Below are 18,642 nucleotides of genomic sequence, written 5' to 3'. Positions count from 1 at the left end.
TGATCATTTCACTTTTAGTTCATTATATTTTGCTATTGGTAAACATCCCTTAGCTTTCTTTATCCTTTTTTCATATCCATATTTATATAAAAAATTAATTAAGTAGTATTTAAATATCTTTAATTGATTCTTTAATTATAACCTGTATTACTACAGCTAATGGAAGAGATAGAATTAAGCCTAATGGACCAAAAATGAAGGTGAATCCAAATTGTGAAATTAATGTTAGGCCAGGAAGTAAGTTTGCTTTTTTCTTCATTATAGAAGGCATAATTATGTAGCTTTCAATATTTTGAATGATTACATATGCTCCTAATACGGCCAGTGGCTTCCAAAAATTATCTAGTAGTGCAATTGAGATAGGAAATATACCACTAATAACTGGGCCTATATTTGGAATTACATTAAGAACCATTGCTATTAAAGCATTTGAGACAATATATTTGACATCTAATATAGATAAAACTATTAGTGATAATAAACCTACTGATAATGAGCTTATGACCATAGAAAAGGTCCAATTTGCTAATGCAATATTGCATTTTTCCAGAATATTTCTAAATTTATTACGGTAATTTTTTGGGATTAACAGAAGTATATTTTCTTTATATTGTTTTGGTTCAATAGAAATCATCAAACTAACAGCTAATACGAATATTAATTTCAAAAGACCTGAACCTAAATTTCCCGCAATATTTATTAAATTCTTAAAACTTTCTTGAATAGCTTTTGCAATTGTTGAGACATCTGGAATGGTAACTACATTATTTATAAGATTGAATATGTCTACAACGTTTTCTGATTTTTCGCCATAGAAAATATTATTAAGTTTGTTCAGATTTGTATTAATCAAAATATTTATTTTTGATAGACCATTTGGAATATCAACAAGTAATTCATTAAATTCTTTTATGAAAGGAGGCAATACAAGAATAAAAATAGTAAATACAATTACTGATATAACAGTTAATACAAGAAATAAAGAAAGTACTCGAGGAATTTTCAATCCCTTTTGCATTTGATTACATAAATTACATACAATATTTGAAATTACTAAAGAACAAATTATTAGTAGGAGAAAATCTCTTAAAGTCCATATTAATAATGAAGTGATTAATATTACTACTAACTTAAAATATGATGAACTACTCAATTTTGAAAATTTTCTACTTCTTTTCAGAATATCCTAATCCATTTGATTTGGCATAACTATTTGCAAATCTCATAAATCTATCAAAGTCTGATGTGTTCTTCCAAATATAAACTGCCTCTAAAAAAATGGGTTCACCATCAATAAACTTTACTTTAACTTCTCTAGTTTGTATTTCACCTTCAGAATCAATCAAACGCATTCCTGTGATTTCACCGTCTGTAATCGAAGATAATGCCTGAGGTTTTTCGAACAAAAATAATGCTTGGCCGGTGGTTCCATCTTTACTCCTAGTCAGTCTTATTTCAGGAACTACTGGTTCATCAGTCCCATCATAAAATTGTATTTTTGCAGTTTTATTTGCTGTCATAATATTTAAATAACAATGATCTATCTTAGGAAATATTTTTCACATTCGTTTGTAATTATTTTATAAAACATTATTTATTAACTCTAAAATATTTTCATCATATTTTTTGTCAGTTAAATCTAAAAACGTTATATTTTCCCTGCCAATCTTTTCATATTCATAACACCTATCGTAATAATCTAAAACTGATTTACATACTAAATCCCATTCCTCGTTATCAATTGATTCAAGGGCTATTTTTGTTCTTTGAGGACCTAACCTTTTTTTTATCCTTTGTAAAGAGTCTTTGAGTTCTCCTTTTTTAAATACACTATAAGTTTCTATCAACTCATCTAACCTGTTAGATTCGCTTCTTATAATTTCAATTCTCCTAGAATATTTCATCTGATTAAAGAATTCATGAGGAATTTTGCATTTACCTATATTTGCACTTTCAGCTTCTACAAAAATATTATTAGAAAATTTAAAAGAATTTAATTTTTCTGCAATTATATTTTCAAATTGTTCATTTGAAGGTTGTTCATTCATTCCTAAACCTCCAAAAGTACTTCCTCTATGACAAGCAAATCCTTCAAGATCAATAGTTTGATATTTATATTTCTCTAGTAGTGATAATAACCTTGTCTTCCCTGTTCCTGTTTTTCCGCCAATAACTACTATATTGTACTTTTTTAAGAAACTATCTAATACCCATCTTCTATATATTTTGTATCCTCCTTTAAGTGTTATTAGATTAAATTTATATTTTTCTAATAGCCAAGCAATGCTTTGTGAACGCATTCCTCCTCTAGAGCAATATATTCTTATAAATAATTCGTTATTTTTATTAGGAAATGTTTTATATGACTCAATACTCATGATTAAATTATCAAGAAGTAATTCCATTTTTTTTTCAAAAAATTTTAATCCTTCCATGACTGCTTTTTTTCTTCCTTCTTTTTTATAAATCGTGCCAATTATAGATCTCTCATTATTATCAAATAGTGGAATGTTAATAGAATTAGGCATGTGTCCTTTATAATATTCACTCGGGCTTCTAACATCTATAAGTGGTCCTTTAAAACTTCTAAATTTCTCTAGTTCTTTTCTTTTGAAATACATGGGTAGTTTTAATTATTTTAGATTGATTTTTAAAAATGAATAACAAAGAACAAGATAACTATAATAATGCTACATTAGATCTGATAAAACAATTTGTAGATTACAATCAAAGAAAAAGAATAAATTCATTAACTCTAATAGAATCTGAAGTCGAAAATATTTTTAATCTGGGCCCTTCTCTTTTTGATATTTTTGATAGTGATGGAGATGACTGGGCTGTTGGTTGGATATTGCAAGTTTTAAAAAAATTTAAGCCTGAATTCTTTGAAAACTCTAAATTTAATAATTGGTTTAATACATATTCAAATATTGATATTAATTATGAAGATTTGCAATTGATGTTAGTTGAGCAAAAATTTGAAGAGGCAGATAGATTAACAAGTTCCTATTTACGAAAATTAGCTGGAAAATTAGCTGAAAAACGTGGTTATGTTTTCTATAGTGAAGTTAAGAATATGTCTGGTAAAGATCTAGAAACGATAGATAGATTATGGACTATTTATTCTAATGGTAGATTTGGATTCTCAATTCAGGCAAAGATATTAAAATCAGTAGGGAAAAAATATGAATTAATGTGGCCGAAAATAGGTTGGAAAAAAGAGGGCTTATGGACTAGATATCCTGGATCTTTTTGCTGGTCATTGGATGCTCCAGATGGACATATGCCTTTAATAAATCAACTAAGAGGAGTAAGACTTATGGACTCCATCCTACGGCATCCTGCTATTGCAGAGAGACATAATAATATTCTTTAAATTGAGGTAGTTAATAAGTTAAAATTAAGACAGTATCAAAATATTATTATGTCCTTATTTCGGGGCAAAAATATTTTAAAGAAATTTTTTAAAAGACCAAAGATTAACTGGTCTAACTACGAATTCGAATCATCATTACAGTTAAATGAATTTGTCGATCAATTATTAGAACCTATTGAATATTCTCAATCAAACTATCTTATAAAACTTGGTTTACATGAAGCTCTAGTTAACGCAGTAAAACATGGAAATAAATTAGATCCAAAAAAAAATATTAGAGTTAGAAGAATAATTACTCCTAATTGGTGTGTTTGGCAAATTCAAGATCAAGGTAATGGTTTAGAAATAAAAAAAAGAGACTACAAATTACCAAAAAAAATAAGTAGTGTAAATGGCCGTGGCCTTTACATTATCAATGAATGTTTTGATGATATTAGATGGAGTAGCAAAGGTAATAGGCTTCAGTTGGCCTTAAAAAGGTGATTTTTACTAGGACAAGGTTGATCTACGTTAATTTCTTTTAACCATTTAATACTTTCTTCTATATATTCAACAGTTTCCTTCTCATTACAAGAAATAATTAGATGGCATAATCCCGCCGAAATTAGTTCTGCAGATCGTTTATATTTATTTCCTTTATCTTTATGCCATTTAGAATGATCAATCTTTAATTTGTCATTAAGAATTTGAACAAGCTTAATAGTATCTTTATCCCAATAGGTCATAGAAGTTTTTATTTACTTTACAGCAGACCATACTTTGGTCATAAAAAAGGAATTTGATTTTACATCTTTAAACCCTACTTCCTCTATTTTAGAATCTATATCCTCCTTTATGTAATCACAATAAAATGGCTCATGAAAAGATTTATAGAAGCTTTCCATTATGGATGTAAAATCAGGTGAATCACTTATTTGAATTGAATCAGCTATTACTAATCTACCACCAGGTTCAAGAACTCTAAAAAATTCATTTAATACTTTAGCTCTTATTGTTCGAGGTAATTCATGAAATAAGTAAACGCAAGAAATACATTGAAAACTATCATTATCAAAAGGTAATTCTTCAGCATTAGCTTTAATTAACTGAATTAAATCTCCATCTAAGTCTGAAATATATCTACTTGCCTCTTTTAAGTATGAATCAGATAAATCAATTCCTGTAATTTTTTCTTTAGGAAATGCAGCTCTCAATTGTTTTAATGTTCTTCCAGATCCTGTAGCCACATCAAGTATTTTTATAGAACTTTTTTTTCTACCGCTAAAAAATTCAAGTCCTTCTTTTATTGGCTTAATTATTCTTCTCCTCATTGAGTCAGCACTTCCATTGAAAAGTATTTCTACTTGAAGGTCATAAATGCTTGCTGAAAAATCTGATAAATAACCATCTGTTTGATGGTGAAAATTTCTCAAGTAATATTGAGGATAATTATCTTTATCAATTGATTTTGGAAGATCGTCAAAGTTTTGTTTTCTGCGTCTATCCCATGTAATGGGCATATCGAGCCAAATTTTAGGATATTGAGTTAGATATCTAAGCCATGGCTCGTCAAACAATAATTTTTTTGGATAAATATTTTTTTCTGCATCATTCCAATCTTCTTCTCTTAAAATATCCATTGATTTTTGGATTTGTATAAGAAGATTCTTATCTATATTAAAATTTTCAAGCTTCGAATCGGGAAGAATTAAATTCATTAATCTTGAACTGATCTGCTTGTGAGCGAAACCTGCAATGCTTTTACTTTGTTGTAGCGTTTTATATGCGATTTTTGAAATAGATTCCCTAGCCATTTTTCAATTTATATATCTATATTCCAACAAAAAAAAAATCAATTTGAGAATATATTGTGATATTTCTCAAATTGATTAATTTTAAATAATGAGTTCTTTTAATTAAGCATCGTAATACATGAAAAATTCATGTGGATGAGGCCTTTGTCTTAGTTGTTGTACCTCTTCGTATTTTATATCGATAAAATTATCAATAAAATCTTCAGTAAAAACTCCACCAGCTAATAGATAATCCTTGTCTGCCTTTAGAGCATTAAGTGAGTCATTTAAAGAGGAAGGAACTGTATCAATTTTTGCAAGTTCATCAGCTGGAAGTTCAAATAAATCTACATCTACTCCATCACCAGGATCAATTTGATTTTTAATTCCATCTATACCAGCAAGCATCATTACAGAAAATACTAAGTAAGGATTTGCAAGTGCGTCACCTGATCTGAATTCTAATCTTTTAGCTTTAGGGCTAGGACCTGTTAAAGGTATTCTTACAGCAGCTGATCTATTACCCTCTGAATAAACTAGATTTACAGGTGCTTCAAATCCTGGGACCAATCGTTTATAACTATTTGTAGTTGGATTAGTAAATGCTAAGAAGGATGGAGCATGTTTAAGTATGCCTCCGATGTACCATCTTGCTGTTTGAGATAAATTTGCATAAGCTCCTTCTCCAAAAAATAGTGGCTGTCCACTCTTCCATAAACTTTGATGAACATGCATTCCAGTTCCGTTATCATTAAATACAGGCTTGGGCATAAAAGTTGCAGTTTTCCCATATTTTTTTGCAACATTCCTAACAACGTATTTATAGGTCATTACGTTATCAGCAGAATTTATTAACGAATCGAATTTCATTCCAAGTTCGTGTTGACCGGCGCCAGCCACTTCATGGTGATGCTTCTCTGTAGGTATTCCTAATTCACCCATTAGAAGTAGCATTTCAGATCTGATGTCTTGCGCAGTATCATTTGGAGAAACTGGGAAGTAACCTTCTTTGTATTGGATCTTGTATCCTAAATTTCCACCTTCTTCGAGTCTTCCAGTGTTCCATGGAGCTTCAATTGTATCTACACTGTAAAAGCAAGAACCTTCTTTTGAGTCGTATCTCACGTCATCAAATAAGAAGAATTCTGGTTCCGGGCCAAAAAATGCTGTATCAGCAATACCAGTAGATTCTAAGTAGTTTAAAGCCTTTTGAGCTAATGATCTTGGGCATCTATCATATGGCTCACCACTTCTAGGCTCTTGGATAGAGCAAATCATGCTTAGAGTTTTATGTTTATAAAAAGGATCTATCCATGCTGTACTTGCATCAGGAACCATTGACATATCAGAGGCATTAATTGCTTTCCAACCTCTTATTGATGAACCATCAAATGCTAGACCTTCTGTAAATGAATCCTTCTCTATCATGTCTGATGTAAGAGTTAAATGTTGCCATTTACCATGGATGTCAGTAAATTTTAAATCGATGAGTTCAATTCCTTCATCTTTAATTTGACTTAAAACATCTTGTGGAGATTTAGACATAACTTTTGAGATACCTTCTATGAAATTAATTACTTGATGATTCTTATTATGTATCAACCGTAACTTTTTTCAACACTTGATGACTTCTTTCAGTATTTCAAGTCATAACTTTAATAATTATTTACTCAATTATTTAAATTGAATTAATTTCTTTAAATAAATATCGCTTAAGAGACGATATTAGTCTAATTTAAAGGTAATTGAATGTAATGCTTTGACAGAAGCAAAACTTATTCCGGCTTTAAATAAAGAGAATTTATCTCATTTCTCAAAAACTTATGTTCCCTCAAGACTTTTATTAGGTCCTGGTCCGTCAAATGCTCATCCAGAAGTCTTAAGCGCTCTTTCTTTGAATCCCATTGGTCATTTAGATGAAGCATATATCTCATTGATGTCTGATGTACAACAACTTTTAAGGTATGCATGGCAATGCAATAATCGTCTTACACTTCCAATGAGTGGTACTGGTAGTGCTGCCATGGAAGCTTCAATAGCTAATTTTATTGAAGAAGGAGAAAAAATTTTGATTGCTAAAAAAGGATATTTTGGAGATAGATTAGTTGATATGTCGAATAGATATAAAGCTCAAGTATCAGTTATGGAAAAACCGTGGGGTGAGGCTTTTACATATGAGGAAATTAAGTATGAAATAGAAACTAAAAAACCAGCAATTTTTGCTATTGTCCATGCTGAAACATCTAGTGGTGTTTTACAACCACTAGAGGGGATTGGCGATATTTGTAGAAAAAATAACTGCTTGTTTTTGGTTGATGCAGTAACTTCACTTGGAGCTTTAGAATTATTGATAGACGAATGGAAAATTGATCTAGCATACAGTTGTAGTCAAAAAGGATTAAGTTGTCCCCCAGGATTAAGTCCTTTTACAATGAATAAAAGAGCTGAAGAAAAACTTAGTTCAAGAAAAACAAAAGTACCTAACTGGTATTTAGATTTATCTCTATTAAATAAATATTGGGGTTCTGATCGTGTTTACCATCATACTGCGCCGGTAAATATGAATTTTGCTATTCGCGAAGGTTTACTGTTAATTGCGAATGAGGGTTTAGAAAATGTTTGGAATAGACATAATACTAATGCAAAGAAACTGTGGAATGGCTTAGAAAGTCTCGGAATGGAATTACATGTAACAGAGGATTATAGATTACCAACTTTAACTACAGTTAAAATACCTCCAGCAGTTGATGGGGATGGTTTTAGAAATCATCTCTTAAGAAACTTTGGAATTGAAATAGGAAATGGACTTGGAGAATTATCCGGTAAGGTGTGGCGCGTAGGACTGATGGGTTTTAATTCATGTGAGGAGAATGTTGACAGATTATTAAACCTATTTGATACTGAGCTAAAGAAATTTTCTATTTTTGAGTCCTCAACTTTTTGAACCAAATCTGTAAAATTTGACTGCATTCATCTTCTAGGATACCTCCAATTATTTCCATTTTGTGATGAGCGCTTTCATGTTTTGATAGGTCAATTGAACCACCCAATCCACCTCTTTTCTTATCATATGCCCCGAAAATAACTTTACCCATCCGCGCTTGAATAAGAGCAGAGGAACACATAGTACAAGGTTCTAAATTTGTGATAATAGTACATTCATTAAATCTCCAATCGTTTTTTATTAGAGATGCCTGCCTAAGTGCCATTATCTCAGCATGACCTAATGGGTCCTTATTTATATTCCTCCTGTTAACCCCTCTTCCGATACATCTTCCTCTCTCATCTAAAATTATTGAACCGATTGGTAGCTCAACTTTTCCCATTTCCTTGGATCTTCTTAATATCGATTTCATCCACAATGTGTATTTTGAAATATTTGTGTTTTTTTGTTGATCTTCATTACTATTTCCATTTTCAAAAATATTTCTCATTTACCAATATTGAGAATAGAATTATTAATAGATATCTTATCTGATGGCTGAAGATTTAATTAATAATAAAGATATATATTTCCCCTCCTATTTAGGGACTAATGACAAATTGATCATTCTTCTTAATAGAGCAATTCAAGTACTTTGTGACTGGTTCTCTAAAGCAGATCAAAATGGTCCTTTACCTTTTGATGAGAGTTTTAAGTGTATTATGCCTTCGGAAGATGGTAACTCCGAAGAAGATTTGTTTTTTGAGATTGTATCTCTTTTGAATAATTCATTTAATCCTGTTCATCCTGGCTCATTAGCTCACCTTGATCCCCCACCTTTAATTTTCTCTATTTTGGGAGATTTAATTGCTGCTGGTTTAAATAATAATCTTCTCGCTTACGAGTTATCACCAAGTGTAACTTTGCTAGAGGAATCATTATGTAAATGGTTTGCCATGAAAATAGGTTTTAATGATTTCTCTGGTGGTATTGCTGCTAGCGGAGGTACATTAAGTAATCTGAATGCACTCATAGCAGCTAGAAATAATGCTGGATTAGGCACAAATCCTAATTCTGTATTACTTGTTAGTGAAGATGCTCATTCATCTTTTGTTAAATGTATAAAAGTAATGGGTCTTGATACTACGAATCTTGTCAGGATTAAAACTGATAATCAAGGTCGAATGGATATATACGAACTCAGAAAGTCTTTAGATAAATGTGCAAAAGAAAATAAAAAAATATTTGCTATTGTCGCTACCCTCGGAACAACTATAAGAGGAGCCATTGATCCTATTAAAGAAATTAGTGAAATCTGTAAACAAAGAAATATATGGTTACATATTGACGGTTCAATTGGAGGGATTTTTGCTATTACTTCTATCCCAATAAAAGGTTTAAATAATATTAATCAGGCTAATTCGATAACGATAAATCCACAAAAAATCATTGGCATTACAAAGACTTCATCATTGTTATTGGTTTCAAATATGAGTACTTTAGAAAATACTTTTAATACTGGACTACCATATATATCTTCCAAAGAAAATATTATAAATAGAGGAGAAATAGGCATACAAGGTTCTAGACCTGCAGAGGTTATCAAACTATGGCTTGGGTTACGTTTTTTAGGTCTAAAGGGAATTGAAAATATATTAAATTCTTCAATTAAAAGAAAAGACTTTTTTATAAAAAATATTAGTAAAAATAAATTTGATATATATTCAGGTCCTCTTCATATTGTTTCATTCTTACCAAAGAAACTTGAGCCAAAAGAATCTGATGCATGGTCTCAAACTAAAGTAAATGAACTAATTAACAATAATTTTATGCTATCTAGACCAAAATTTAAAGGTAAATATTTTTTACGGGTTGTAATGGGAAATTACAATACAAAAAAATCTCATATTAAAGAACTTTTGAGACTTTTAGATATTTAACTAATGAATATGGCTAGATCAAAAATTATTGCAATAGTAACTGGATTTATATCTATAGCTATTTGTATTGCTTATTTACTCTTAATAACTATCTTTGATTTCAGAACTTATCTAAATGATCAATTATCCAACATTACATAGTAAATGGAGGCAAACTTTTATTTGATTTAAAGTACTTTTTCATTTCGATTTTTGATATAGCTTCTTTTACGAAGTTGTTTAAAATGTCCTCTCTCTTACTTATTCTATAGATCTTATCTACCACTTCTTGAATTCCTCCATCTCCCCAATCTTGTCCGTTTTTAAAATATTCAATCAAACTTAATCCAACTATTCTTATTAACCAGCCTGCTGTAACTGATTGTATAGATTTAGATAATATTATTTTAGTCAAGCTTGTAGCTAATATAGGTGAAAGAATGGCCAGACCTCCTTTTAATATTCCTTGTTTAGCCAATGCGCTTAGCAATGCTTTTGATAAATCTTTTGCATCTTTTTTTGTTAGCTTAATTTCATATATTTTTGATAATTCCATTATCATTTGAAGGTTTACAGATGTAGTAGTAAGGAAATCAACAGCTGGTAGTGGATTAACAAGTATTACTCCTCCTGTTATCCACATATATTTATTAATCACTTTATTTGACATTAAATATCTTTGTTCTTGAACGAAATTTTTACTTTTAATACCTAATTTATTTGAGCGAAAAAGAATATTATCCGCCAATAACTCTTCTCCATTATTATCGAGAGTTTCTATTATTTCTCTAAATAAACTTTCTACCTCTGGAACTAAATTTAAAGCCTCTGATTTTACATAGGGGGATTGTTGAGGTACTGCAATTGTTTGAACAACTGAAATTTTATTTTTTTTAGCAGAAGTTATAGAAATTATATTTTTTACGATGATGTTATTATCATCTCTTGACCTCAAATCACATTTATTTAGAACTATTATTATTTTTTTTCTTAATTTTAATAATTCTGTAATTAAATATTTTTCGTATTTATTTATGTCTTGATCTAATACAAAAAGAACTAAGTCAGAATTTGATGCTTGTATAATTGTTGCTTTTTCTCTTTCTTCTCCTAATTTAGATGGTTCGAATAAACCAGGAGTATCGACTATATTAATGTTTCTTTTTAAGATTGGAATACGAATTTTATAGCTATTAATTTGCTTTGTAGTACCTATTTTTGCTGAGGTTTGTCCTACTATATTTTTCAGTAATGATCTCGCTATAGATGTTTTCCCTGATGAACCAGCTCCAAATAGAGTAACTTTATAATCTCCTGTTTTCAATTGAGACTCTAGTTTGTTTTTTTGGTAATTTAATAATTCAACTTTTACCTTATCATTAATTTTTTTATTAATTTTCTCGACCCCTTCCAAACTTATCTTTGCAGCACCATATGAATTTTTGAATGAAAGTGTATTTTTTTTATTTTTATATATAACTTTATAAACTATTTTTTTAAATAATTTTTTATCAATATTATAAAAGATATAAATAATTACAATTAAAAATAAAAGGGTATAAATATTCACTATTCTTATTAATATCGAAAATAAAATATATAGCAATAAAATAAGGATAAAGTATTTTATATACTTCAATTTAAAGTAAATCATATTACCGTTTGTTTTTAAAAATACTGTAAATTAAAGCAATAAAGCCAATATTAATTGATATATCTGCAACATTAAATACTGGAAAATCTATTATATTTAAATTTATAAAGTCGATTACAAAACCTCTTATTATCCTATCAATACCATTACCAAAAGTTCCTCCAAGAATTAGGCTATAAGAGTATAGATCAATTTTATTAAGGCTATTTCTTCTTAAAATTAAATAAGATAGTAATATTGAAAAAATAATACTTATGCATGATAGAAATATTCTATTGCCACTAAATATGTTAAATGCAGCTCCGTAATTTTTTACGAAGTCTATTTTAAATAAAATTAAATCTTTATTTATAACATTTTTATAATTATGAAATATTAAATATTTAGTAATTTGATCTATTAGAAAAATAAAAATACTTAATGATAAAAAATATAATTTTGTATGTATCTTATTAATCATTATTTTCTGTTTTTTAAATAATTAATAGGTTTTATAAGCAATAATAATGGCAAAAGCATTAAAAAATGATATCCAATTTTACCTGCAGAGTATTTCCCTAAATTATATAAAAACGTATTAAATTGACTGTAAAATATAATTTGTATAAAGTTATAAAGTATTCCGGTTAAATGCATAGCACTTATTGCTAAAAATCCATTTATTAAAAAGTTTCCAACATTAATTTTTTTTCTTGCATTTAAATTATCAATTATTCTAACTAAAGGATATATGCCTAATAAATAACCAAAATTTGGAGTAAGCAAATATCCTAATGAACCTCCTTGATGAAAGACTGGGCCAAAAAATAACCCTAAAATTATATATATGAAAAATGCTCTGAAAACTACTTCTTTATGAAAAATAAGGGTTAGTAAAATTATAGTTGGAATTTGCCATGTGATAGGTATCTCGAAATTTTTACTAGTTTTATCGATAAATTCTAGTGGAATATAAACAGGTAACATTGTTGTTATTAAAATTGATTGAAGACTCACAAGTACCTCAATTAATCTATAAAAATTGAGCATTATTATAAATTCTATTTATAAACTTCTCAATGCAACGATTGGATCTAATTTAGAAGCTCTTTTTGCAGGTAAAACACCAAAGATTAAACCTATTGATCCTGAAATGATCATAGTAGAAAAAGTTGTAGTAATTCCTACAGATGCAGGAAGTGGTGTAATCAGAGATAAAAGAAAAACTCCTGATAATCCAGTTGTTGTTCCAATTAATCCTCCAATTGTTGATAAAATCAATGCTTCAATTAAAAATTGAATCAATATATCTGACTGCTTAGCTCCTATTGCTTTCCTAAGACCAATTTCTTCAGTCCTTTCACTAACAGAAACAAGCATAATATTCATAATTCCTATTCCTCCAACCACTAAAGATACTGCTCCAATACCTGCCAATAAAAAAGTTAGCCCACTTGTTATGTTAGTTACTATATTTAATGCATCTTCTTGTGATCTAACAGCAAAATCATCATCTCTTATTATTTTATGCCTTTGCCTTAATAAATTTGTAATTTGAAATTTAGCGGCGCTGGTTGCATTTTTACTTATCGCTTCCACACTAATGAAGCTTAAACTTACACCATATGTAGGATCCTTCCCAGTAATCCTATTAACCATTGTGGTTAATGGAATATAAGCATTTTTGTCTTGATTACTTCCAAATACAGCACCTTTTGGTTTTAATATTCCGATAATTTCATAAGTATGATCTTTAATTCTAATTTTTTTGCCAAGTGAAGAAGAGTTATCTTTGAAAAATTCTTCTTTAAGATCAGGACCTATTACTACAAAACTTCTTGCACTATTAACATCACTTTTTGATAAAAATCTACCTTTATCTACTTCAAAGCTCCTTACATCAAGAAATTCAGGAGTAACTCCTGCAATTGATATATTTAGGCTTTTAGAATTTGATTGCACAATTTCATTAGCAGAGATTTGGGGAGCAACTTTTTTAACTGTTGGGACTTGATTACTTATGGCTAATGCATCCTCTAAAACAAGGTTTTTAGGAAATGAAATACCTCTCCTTCTTGTGTCATTATTGCCAGGAACAATGAATAAAACATTTGCACCTAAATTACTTAATTGATTTTTTGCTAATGTTTGAGCACCTCTTCCAAGACCAACAAGTGTAATAACTGATGCATTTCCTATAATTATTCCCAGCATAGTTAACGAACTTCTCAATTTGTTTGATACTAAAGTTTTTGTAGCCATTCCTAAGGCTTCGCTTATTGATATATTCCTAGACATATTTATATTTATCTATTACATCATTATCTTCAATTTGCCCCATGTATATAACACCTTCATTAAGCTGTAATGTAATAACGTCACCATTACTAATTTGATGATTATCTATATTTTCTAAATTTGAAATTGTAGAAATCTTTTTATTATTTTTGTTATACAGAGCGTAAACATCATCAACATTTTGGTTAGTAACAATACCTCCAATATTTTTACTAAATGGAACATTTTCCATTAATTCCTCAGGAACAAATATTATTTCTCCTGGACAAATTAAGGACATATCAAGATTATTTTTAATTATTCTTGCTTTACCCGTAACACCTATTTCCCCTATTGAAACACCTCTTGATACAATCTTCCTTACTAAACCGACTTTTATTAAATCTGTAGATCCGCTTATACCAGTTAATGTACCTGCAGTTTGAACTACTAGGTCTCCTTGGTTTAGGATACCCATTTCTTGTGCAATTTGCATAGCTAAACTGAACGTTTTTGCTGTTCTTTCGTCATTTTTAACAACTATGGGGGTAACTCCCCAAACAAGTTGCAATCTTCTCGCAACACTCTTCTCAGTAGTTGTTGCCAAGATAGGTGTAGGTGGTCTGAATTTACTTACATTTCGAGCAGTAGAGCCTGATTTTGTTAGGGGAATTATGGCACCTGCATCAAGTTGTCTAGCAATATTACTTACTGCTGCACTAATAGCATTTGGGATCGTACTAGGTAAGTTGCTTTCAATAGCCTTAAGTGGATAATCCCTTTCAATTCTTCTTGCAATGGTTGCCATTGTTTCTACTGCCTCTACAGGATAATCACCAACTGCAGTTTCGTTTGAAAGCATCACAGCATCTGTTCCATCTAGAATTGCATTGGCAACATCACTAACTTCGGCCCTAGTAGGTCTTGGGTTAGAAGCCATAGAATCTAGCATTTGAGTCGCCGTAATTATTGGGATACCTAATGAATTAGCTTTTCTTATTAATTCCTTCTGTAAAAGAGGAACTTCCTCAGCAGGCATTTCTACACCCAAATCACCTCTTGCAACCATAACCCCATCACATAGCGGCAATACAGTATCGATTTGATCAATAGCTTCAAATTTTTCTATTTTTGCTACTACAGGAGTTGAATGTCCGTTTTTGTTTATTAAATCCTTTATCTCGTTTATATCTGATGGATTTCTTACGAAACTTAGTGCTATCCAATCAACTCCTACAGATAAACCGAATTGTAAATCCTCTTTATCTTTTTCTGTTAATGCTTTTACTGATAATTGAACATCTGGGAAGTTTACACCTTTATTATTTGAAAGAACACCCCCTACAGTTACTAAGCACTCTAAAAGATTTGCTTTTATATCTACTTTTTCTACAATCATTTCTATTTTGCCATCATCTAAAAGTATTCTTTTTCCTTCGCTGACTTCTTGAGAAAGTTTGTCGTAGGTTACATTAGCAATAGTATTTGTACATTCAACTTCATTCGATGTGAGTGTAAATTTATCACCTTTTTTAATTTTTACTGGACCATCTTTAAAGCGTCCTAATCTTATTTTAGGTCCTTGAAGATCTTGTAATATGCCGATATCTATCTCTAGTTTTTTTGATACTTCTCTTATAGTTTTTATTCTCGCAGCATGGTCTTTATGATCACCATGTGAGAAATTTAATCTGAATGTTGTTACTCCAGCTTTTATTAAATCTGTAATTATCTCTTCAGATTGAGTTGCAGGACCAATGGTTGCTACTATTTTTGTTCTTCTTTTTAAATCGATATTCGACATATATAGATATTATTGCTAGATATAAATAAATTTACCATACCCAAAGTTAGTTATTTAAGTCATGGATTTTAAAACTTATCAGAAAAAAGCGAGGGAAACAGCACAATATCCAAATTTAGGTTCAAATAATATTTATCCAACTCTTGGTTTGGTTGGTGAGGCCGGTGAGGTCGCAGAAAAAGTAAAAAAAGTTATAAGAGATAAAAATGGAATATTTGATAAAGAATCAAAATTAGCTATTAAAAAAGAATTAGGAGATGTTTTATGGTACATATCAAATCTTTGCACAGAATTAAATTTCAATTTAGAGGATGTCGCATTACAAAACCTTGAAAAATTAAAATTGAGAGCTGCTAAAGGAATGATAAGCGGTTCTGGTGACGATAGATAAATTCAGCTATATCCTAAGCTTGCATACTGGAGATTAGTAATTAAGTTTTGAATAACATTTAAAAGTAAAAAAGCTAATAATGATGAAATATCAAATCCACCTATTGGAGGAATAATACCTCTAAAAATGTTTAAATATGGATCTGTGATTGAACATAATGCAGATAAAATACCGTTACTCCAATCTATACCCGGAAACCATGTCAGTAATATTCTTATTATTAAAATGAAAGAATAAATTGATAAAGTTTGGCCCAGAACTGCGAAAATCTCAGATAACATCATCTTGTCTTAATTTAATTCATTCTAACATTTACTTATTATTGTTGCTTATCATTATCATTTCCGATTTTGGAGAGATATTCATTACTCAGAGCAAAAGTTTGAAAAAACTTTTCTGATAATGATAACCAATATGATCTACCATCTTTTTGCTTTCTTTTGACAATAAACTTCTTTTCTAATAATTCTTTAATATGATCATAAGCGCCTGAACCTCGCAGAAGTATAAGATCAGATTGCAGGATCTTTTTTTTGATTGCAATGGTTGCAAGTGTCCTTAATTCTGCTGTTTTTAAATCAGAAGGAAGTAAGTCCTCCACAAATTCATTAAGACTAGATTTTAGTTCGAGAGAAAAACTATTATTAATATCATTTAATTCAATAGCTGAGCTTGGATTAGAGTATTTATTTTTTAAATCTTTAATTGCTTCATTAATTGAGTTGATATCAGAATTAGTTATTTCTGAAAGTTCCCTTTTTGTTATGGGCCTACCTTTCAAATATAGAACAGCCTCAACTTTAGTAACTAGATCTATATCAGATAGTGGGTTAGTATTCAGATTAGACTGATTGATTTTTGATTACCGAAATCTTTCCTAATTTACCTTATATTTAATCTGATGCACCAAGGAATAATTTATATGTATCGTTTTGAGTTTCATCCCAGAATTTATAGCCTAAAATTCTTACAAATTCGTCCCATTCTAAAATTTCATTTCTATCGATTAAAACTCCAATAACAATTTTCCCAACATCAGCGCCATAATTCCTATAGTGAAAAACACTTATCGACCAATTAGATTTCATATTATTTAAGAAATTTATTAATGCTCCAGGTCTTTCAGGAAACTCAAATCTGTATAAAAGCTCGACAAAGTTTCTATAATTCATTTCTTTAAAATTCTTTGGTAATCTTCCACCTACCATATGCCTGAGATGATTTTTAGATAATTCATCATCACTTATGTCAATAAATGAGTACTCAGAATTTCTAAATTCATCTAAAAGATTTTTTTTGTCAATTAATCCATAGACCTGAACTCCTACGAAGATCTGCGCATTCTTAGAATTCGACATTCTATAGCTAAATTCAGTTAAATTTCTATTATTAAGTAACTTACAAAAATCAATTAAACTTCCGGCCCGTTCTGGAATTTCAACAGCCATCATAACTTCTTTGCATTCTCCAAGTTCTGCTCTTTCTGCTACAAATCTAAGCCTCTCAAAATTCATATTTGCACCACATGCAATAGCAACCATTTTTCTATTTGTATGATTCGAATTTAAAATATCTTTTTTCATCCCTGCAACAGATAATGCTCCTGCTGGTTCTAGTATTGATCTAGTATCCTCAAAAACATCTTTTATAGCAGCACATATTTCATCAGTATTAACTCTAATCATCTTATCTATATATTTTCTTCCAATATCAAACGTATTTTTACCAATTTTTTTAACTGCCACTCCATCTGCAAATTGACCAACAGAGGATAATTCCACAATTTTTGAATTTTCTAAGGATTTTGTCATAGCGTCTGCGTCTTCAGGCTCTACACCAATGATTTTAACTTCAGGCCATATTTTTTTAATGTATAAAGATATTCCTGATATTAATCCACCTCCACCAACAGCAATATAAATTGCATAAGGTTTTTCATTGAGCTGCTCTTCAAGTTCAATACCAATAGTTCCTTGTCCTGCTATTACATCTGGATCATCAAAAGGGTGAATAAAACATAAATTTCTATCCTGGCTAATCCTTATTGCCTCTTTGTAAGTTTCATCATAGTTATCACCAAATAATATAACTTTTGCTTTTAAATTTTTTACTGCATTAACTTTTACTAGAGGCGTTGTAATGGGCATCAATATGGTTGCTTTACAATTTAGCTTGAGAGCACTAAGTGCAACCCCTTGAGCATGATTGCCAGCACTTGAAGTAATCACGCCCTGAGCAAGTTGTGAATTTGTAAGCTTACTCATTTTATTAAATGCACCTCTTATTTTGAATGAAAAAACATCTTGAAGATCTTCTCTTTTTAGAAAAACTTCGTTATTAAGTGTATTACTTAAATTATGTGCTTTCTCTAAAGGTGTTTTTTTTGCTACTTCATAGACATCAGCTTGAAGTATTTTTTCAAAATAATCATCCATATATATATTTTTAGCATTAATTATTAATCTAATAAAACATTACATGATCTATTTCTAAAAAAATACTCATTTTGCACCTCGGCGTTTTATATTATATAGATACCAATTTTTG

General features: G+C 29.9%; 21 protein-coding genes. 6 read left to right on the top strand and 15 right to left on the bottom strand.

What is annotated here, in order from left to right; all coding sequences use genetic code 11:
• Positions 1-109 precede the first annotated feature (109 nt).
• Genes EU95_RS07675 through mnmH form a run of 3 tightly spaced genes read right to left on the bottom strand, consistent with a single transcriptional unit; the run spans position 110 to position 2,621 of the window.
• Positions 110-1,153 carry an AI-2E family transporter gene (locus EU95_RS07675; RefSeq protein WP_032521462.1) on the bottom strand — a complete coding sequence of 348 codons (1,044 nt, stop codon included), beginning with the start codon at positions 1,151-1,153 and terminating at the stop codon, positions 110-112.
• Between the two features lie 13 nt (positions 1,154-1,166).
• Positions 1,167-1,520, bottom strand: coding sequence for a photosystem II reaction center protein Psb28 (gene psb28, locus EU95_RS07680; protein ID WP_032521461.1), 354 nt, complete (start codon positions 1,518-1,520; stop codon positions 1,167-1,169).
• 60 nt (positions 1,521-1,580) lie between these two features.
• On the bottom strand, positions 1,581-2,621 hold the full coding sequence (gene mnmH, locus EU95_RS07685; RefSeq protein ID WP_032521460.1) for a tRNA 2-selenouridine(34) synthase MnmH: 1,041 nt from the start codon (positions 2,619-2,621) through the stop codon (positions 1,581-1,583).
• A gap of 35 nt (positions 2,622-2,656) precedes the next feature.
• On the opposite strand from mnmH, the gene EU95_RS07690 reads away from it, so the two are divergent.
• A complete protein-coding gene (locus EU95_RS07690) occupies positions 2,657-3,376 on the top strand; it encodes a GUN4 domain-containing protein (RefSeq protein ID WP_032521459.1) in 720 nt (239 codons plus the stop codon).
• A gap of 48 nt (positions 3,377-3,424) precedes the next feature.
• On the top strand, positions 3,425-3,859 hold the full coding sequence (locus EU95_RS07695; protein ID WP_032521458.1) for an ATP-binding protein: 435 nt from the start codon (positions 3,425-3,427) through the stop codon (positions 3,857-3,859).
• Here the strand turns inward: EU95_RS07695 and EU95_RS07700 are convergent.
• From EU95_RS07700 to glnA, 3 genes are all read right to left on the bottom strand, one after another.
• Positions 3,838-4,101 (bottom strand): DUF6439 family protein, encoded by a 264-nt coding sequence (locus EU95_RS07700; RefSeq protein ID WP_032521457.1) that lies wholly within the window; start codon positions 4,099-4,101, stop codon positions 3,838-3,840. The genes EU95_RS07695 and EU95_RS07700 overlap by 22 nt on opposite strands.
• A gap of 12 nt (positions 4,102-4,113) precedes the next feature.
• A complete protein-coding gene (locus EU95_RS07705) occupies positions 4,114-5,169 on the bottom strand; it encodes a class I SAM-dependent methyltransferase (RefSeq protein WP_032521456.1) in 1,056 nt (351 codons plus the stop codon).
• Positions 5,170-5,271: 102 nt separating this feature from the next.
• Complete coding sequence (gene glnA, locus EU95_RS07710; protein ID WP_032521455.1) at positions 5,272-6,693, bottom strand: type I glutamate--ammonia ligase; 1,422 nt, start codon at positions 6,691-6,693, stop codon at positions 5,272-5,274.
• 214 nt (positions 6,694-6,907) lie between these two features.
• Here glnA and EU95_RS07715 point away from each other — a divergent pair, with 214 nt between their 5' ends.
• Complete coding sequence (locus EU95_RS07715) at positions 6,908-8,092, top strand: pyridoxal-phosphate-dependent aminotransferase family protein (RefSeq protein ID WP_032521454.1); 1,185 nt, start codon at positions 6,908-6,910, stop codon at positions 8,090-8,092.
• On the opposite strand, the gene EU95_RS07720 is transcribed toward EU95_RS07715, so the two are convergent.
• Positions 8,067-8,582 carry a nucleoside deaminase gene (locus tag EU95_RS07720; protein WP_032521453.1) on the bottom strand — a complete coding sequence of 172 codons (516 nt, stop codon included), beginning with the start codon at positions 8,580-8,582 and terminating at the stop codon, positions 8,067-8,069. The two genes, EU95_RS07715 and EU95_RS07720, sit on opposite strands and share 26 nt — an antisense overlap.
• A gap of 43 nt (positions 8,583-8,625) precedes the next feature.
• Here EU95_RS07720 and EU95_RS07725 point away from each other — a divergent pair, with 43 nt between their 5' ends.
• On the top strand, positions 8,626-10,011 hold the full coding sequence (locus tag EU95_RS07725; protein WP_032521452.1) for a pyridoxal phosphate-dependent decarboxylase family protein: 1,386 nt from the start codon (positions 8,626-8,628) through the stop codon (positions 10,009-10,011).
• Between the two features lie 9 nt (positions 10,012-10,020).
• Positions 10,021-10,152 carry a hypothetical protein gene (locus EU95_RS10190; RefSeq protein WP_275040471.1) on the top strand — a complete coding sequence of 44 codons (132 nt, stop codon included), beginning with the start codon at positions 10,021-10,023 and terminating at the stop codon, positions 10,150-10,152.
• Here the strand turns inward: EU95_RS10190 and EU95_RS07730 are convergent.
• From EU95_RS07730 to pyk, 5 genes are read right to left on the bottom strand one after another with little or no spacing between them, the layout of a single operon-like run.
• Positions 10,145-11,644 (bottom strand): GTP-binding protein, encoded by a 1,500-nt coding sequence (locus EU95_RS07730; RefSeq protein ID WP_032521451.1) that lies wholly within the window; start codon positions 11,642-11,644, stop codon positions 10,145-10,147. The genes EU95_RS10190 and EU95_RS07730 overlap by 8 nt on opposite strands.
• 1 nt (position 11,645) lies before the next feature.
• Positions 11,646-12,104, bottom strand: coding sequence for a signal peptidase II (gene lspA / locus EU95_RS07735; protein WP_032521450.1), 459 nt, complete (start codon positions 12,102-12,104; stop codon positions 11,646-11,648).
• The gene (locus EU95_RS07740) at positions 12,104-12,673 is read right to left on the bottom strand and encodes a biotin transporter BioY (protein ID WP_032521449.1); all 570 of its coding nucleotides are present in this window, start codon (positions 12,671-12,673) and stop codon (positions 12,104-12,106) included. Before EU95_RS07740 ends, lspA begins: the two co-directional genes overlap by 1 nt.
• A 15-nt stretch (positions 12,674-12,688) precedes the next feature.
• Positions 12,689-13,921 (bottom strand): ABC transporter permease, encoded by a 1,233-nt coding sequence (locus EU95_RS07745; RefSeq protein ID WP_032521448.1) that lies wholly within the window; start codon positions 13,919-13,921, stop codon positions 12,689-12,691.
• Positions 13,914-15,704, bottom strand: a complete 1,791-nt coding sequence (gene pyk, locus EU95_RS07750; protein WP_032521447.1) for a pyruvate kinase — start codon at positions 15,702-15,704, stop codon at positions 13,914-13,916. Before pyk ends, EU95_RS07745 begins: the two co-directional genes overlap by 8 nt.
• A gap of 61 nt (positions 15,705-15,765) precedes the next feature.
• Here pyk and EU95_RS07755 point away from each other — a divergent pair, with 61 nt between their 5' ends.
• Positions 15,766-16,095, top strand: a complete 330-nt coding sequence (locus tag EU95_RS07755; protein ID WP_032521446.1) for a nucleoside triphosphate pyrophosphohydrolase family protein — start codon at positions 15,766-15,768, stop codon at positions 16,093-16,095.
• A gap of 2 nt (positions 16,096-16,097) precedes the next feature.
• On the opposite strand, the gene EU95_RS07760 is transcribed toward EU95_RS07755, so the two are convergent.
• From EU95_RS07760 to ilvA, 3 genes are all read right to left on the bottom strand, one after another.
• On the bottom strand, positions 16,098-16,376 hold the full coding sequence (locus tag EU95_RS07760; RefSeq protein WP_032521445.1) for a YggT family protein: 279 nt from the start codon (positions 16,374-16,376) through the stop codon (positions 16,098-16,100).
• Positions 16,377-16,414: 38 nt separating this feature from the next.
• Positions 16,415-16,912 (bottom strand): SMC-Scp complex subunit ScpB, encoded by a 498-nt coding sequence (gene scpB / locus EU95_RS07765; RefSeq protein ID WP_032521444.1) that lies wholly within the window; start codon positions 16,910-16,912, stop codon positions 16,415-16,417.
• Between the two features lie 76 nt (positions 16,913-16,988).
• A complete protein-coding gene (gene ilvA / locus EU95_RS07770) occupies positions 16,989-18,530 on the bottom strand; it encodes a threonine ammonia-lyase, biosynthetic (RefSeq protein WP_032521443.1) in 1,542 nt (513 codons plus the stop codon).
• Positions 18,531-18,642 lie beyond the last annotated feature (112 nt).

Origin of the sequence: Prochlorococcus marinus str. MIT 9201, from assembly GCF_000759955.1 — a bacterium.
Lineage (GTDB): Bacteria > Cyanobacteriota > Cyanobacteriia > PCC-6307 > Cyanobiaceae > Prochlorococcus_A > Prochlorococcus_A marinus_G.
The sequence above is the reverse complement of the archived record's forward strand: the minus strand, read 5'-3'. Positions and strand labels throughout refer to the sequence as shown.

Excerpts from the sequence above, each read along its gene's own strand:
- EU95_RS10190 (WP_275040471.1), top strand. The coding sequence starts at position 10,021 with ATGGCTAGATCAAAAATTATTGCAATAGTAACTGGATTTATATCTATA.
- EU95_RS07740 (WP_032521449.1), bottom strand. The coding sequence starts at position 12,673 with ATGCTCAATTTTTATAGATTAATTGAGGTACTTGTGAGTCTTCAATCA.
- mnmH (WP_032521460.1), bottom strand. The coding sequence starts at position 2,621 with ATGTATTTCAAAAGAAAAGAACTAGAGAAATTTAGAAGTTTTAAAGGA.
- EU95_RS07690 (WP_032521459.1), top strand. The coding sequence starts at position 2,657 with ATGAATAACAAAGAACAAGATAACTATAATAATGCTACATTAGATCTG.
- EU95_RS07720 (WP_032521453.1), bottom strand. The coding sequence starts at position 8,582 with ATGAGAAATATTTTTGAAAATGGAAATAGTAATGAAGATCAACAAAAA.
- EU95_RS07745 (WP_032521448.1), bottom strand. The coding sequence starts at position 13,921 with ATGTCTAGGAATATATCAATAAGCGAAGCCTTAGGAATGGCTACAAAA.
- EU95_RS07695 (WP_032521458.1), top strand. The coding sequence starts at position 3,425 with ATGTCCTTATTTCGGGGCAAAAATATTTTAAAGAAATTTTTTAAAAGA.
- EU95_RS07730 (WP_032521451.1), bottom strand. The coding sequence starts at position 11,644 with ATGATTTACTTTAAATTGAAGTATATAAAATACTTTATCCTTATTTTA.
- EU95_RS07760 (WP_032521445.1), bottom strand. The coding sequence starts at position 16,376 with ATGTTATCTGAGATTTTCGCAGTTCTGGGCCAAACTTTATCAATTTAT.
- EU95_RS07725 (WP_032521452.1), top strand. The coding sequence starts at position 8,626 with ATGGCTGAAGATTTAATTAATAATAAAGATATATATTTCCCCTCCTAT.
- psb28 (WP_032521461.1), bottom strand. The coding sequence starts at position 1,520 with ATGACAGCAAATAAAACTGCAAAAATACAATTTTATGATGGGACTGAT.
- EU95_RS07700 (WP_032521457.1), bottom strand. The coding sequence starts at position 4,101 with ATGACCTATTGGGATAAAGATACTATTAAGCTTGTTCAAATTCTTAAT.
- glnA (WP_032521455.1), bottom strand. The coding sequence starts at position 6,693 with ATGTCTAAATCTCCACAAGATGTTTTAAGTCAAATTAAAGATGAAGGA.
- lspA (WP_032521450.1), bottom strand. The coding sequence starts at position 12,104 with ATGATTAATAAGATACATACAAAATTATATTTTTTATCATTAAGTATT.
- EU95_RS07705 (WP_032521456.1), bottom strand. The coding sequence starts at position 5,169 with ATGGCTAGGGAATCTATTTCAAAAATCGCATATAAAACGCTACAACAA.
- EU95_RS07755 (WP_032521446.1), top strand. The coding sequence starts at position 15,766 with ATGGATTTTAAAACTTATCAGAAAAAAGCGAGGGAAACAGCACAATAT.
- pyk (WP_032521447.1), bottom strand. The coding sequence starts at position 15,704 with ATGTCGAATATCGATTTAAAAAGAAGAACAAAAATAGTAGCAACCATT.
- ilvA (WP_032521443.1), bottom strand. The coding sequence starts at position 18,530 with ATGGATGATTATTTTGAAAAAATACTTCAAGCTGATGTCTATGAAGTA.